This is a genomic window from Mesorhizobium sp. M2A.F.Ca.ET.039.01.1.1 (assembly GCF_003998035.1).
Classification (GTDB): domain Bacteria; phylum Pseudomonadota; class Alphaproteobacteria; order Rhizobiales; family Rhizobiaceae; genus Mesorhizobium.
Genome location: NZ_RZRY01001075.1, coordinates 1 through 1599, shown reverse-complemented (window position 1 = coordinate 1599; position 1599 = coordinate 1). Strand labels below are relative to the sequence as shown.

Sequence of the window (1599 nt, the reverse complement as noted above, 5' to 3'; positions counted from 1 at the left end):
GGTCGAAGATTCGCAGCGCATCGAGGGCGCGAAAAATCACCGCCACCATCACCGCCGGGCGGATCAGCGGCAGCGTCACGCGCCAGAAGATCTGCCATGGGCTGGCGCCGTCGAGCTTCGCCACTTCGAGGATCTCGCGCGGCAGCATCTGCAGCGCCGCCAGGATGAGCAGCGCCATGAACGGCGTCGACTTCCAGATATCGACGATCAGCACCGCGACCATCGCGGTGTCGGCGCTCGCTGTCCAGGCGATCTTGCTATCGATCAGGCCGAGATTGAGCAGAACGACATTGATGATGCCGAACTGGTCGTTGAGCATCCACTGCCACATCTTGGCCGAGACGATGGTCGGGATCGCCCAGGGGACGAGGATCGCCGCCCGCACGATGCCGCGTCCCGGGAAGTCTGCGTTGAGCGCCAGCGCCACGACCATGCCGAGCACCGTCTCGCAGGCCACCGAGATAATTGCAAAGCGCACCGTGTTCCACACCGCCCGCCACCAGACCGGATCGACCAGCAGCCCGTCATAGAGCACCCGGCCGCTCGGCAGGGTGAGCACCGAGAAATAATTGTCGAAGCCCACCCATTGCCGCGCGTCGAGATCGGCGAGCGAAGCATCGGTGAAGCTGTAATAGACCGTGCGCAGGAACGGCCAGCCAGCGACGACGGCGAGCACGAAAAGCATCGGCGCCAGGAAGAGCCAGGCCGTGCGAACGCGCCGGCGCGCCAGCGGCGATGGCCCGGCCGCGCTCACCAGCCCTTGCCCTTCAGCCTGGTCAGCCGCGCTTCGAGATCGGCGAGATTGTCGGCGGCAGTGCCGTTCCCGGAGATCGTGTTGTGCACCGCGGTCCAGAACTGGCTGGACGCCTCGTTGTATTTGATCCTGACGGTTGCCGAGGGCCTGGGCTGCGCGTTGAGGAATATCTCTTTCCAGCGCGGCACGATCGGCTGCTGCCTGGCAATGTCGGGGTCGTCATAGAGCGCCGCGATGGTCGGCAGGTTGGCCGTCTTGAGCGTCCGGTATTTCTGCATCTCGGGCGAGGCGATGAACTTGACCAGGTCGATCGCGGCATTTGGATGTTTCGAATATTTGGAGACGGCAAGGTTCCAGCCGCCCAATGTCGCGACCGGATGCCCGCCTTCGCCGGCCGGCAGCGGCGCCACGTCGAACTTGCCCCTGATCGGCGAATTCTCGCTGTTGCCGAGCGCATAGGCATAGGGCCAATTGCGCATGAAAACCGCATTGCCGATCTGCCAGACGCCGCGCGCTTCCTCCTCCTGATAGCCGAGCGCGCCCGGCGGCGCGATCGTGCCGATCCAGCCCTTGGCCCTGTCGAGCGCCGCGGCTGCCTTTGGATTGTTGATGGAGATTTCGCCGTCCGGCTCGATGATGCCGCCACCGCCATTCGACATCATCCATTCGAGCGCGTTGCAGGTCAGCCCCTCATAGGCATTGCCCTGGAAGACGTATCCCCAGATGTCCTTGTTGCCGGCCGCCCGCTCCCTGTCCATGACGAGCTTCGCGGTGTCCTGCAATTGCTGCCAGGTGGTCGGCACCTTGGCGCCATATTTGTCGAGCAGATCCTTGCGGTAATAGAG

2 protein-coding genes are annotated in these 1599 nt (G+C 64.1%); both read right to left on the bottom strand.

The genetic code is table 11. From position 1 onward, the window contains the following. On the bottom strand, positions 1 to 685 hold a 685-nt coding region (locus tag EOA24_RS37360; protein ID WP_133374881.1), incomplete at its 3' end, for a sugar ABC transporter permease. 65 nt (positions 686 to 750) lie between these two features. Further along, positions 751 to 1599: ABC transporter substrate-binding protein (locus EOA24_RS37355; RefSeq protein WP_133374879.1), on the bottom strand; the 849-nt coding region annotated here is incomplete at its 5' end.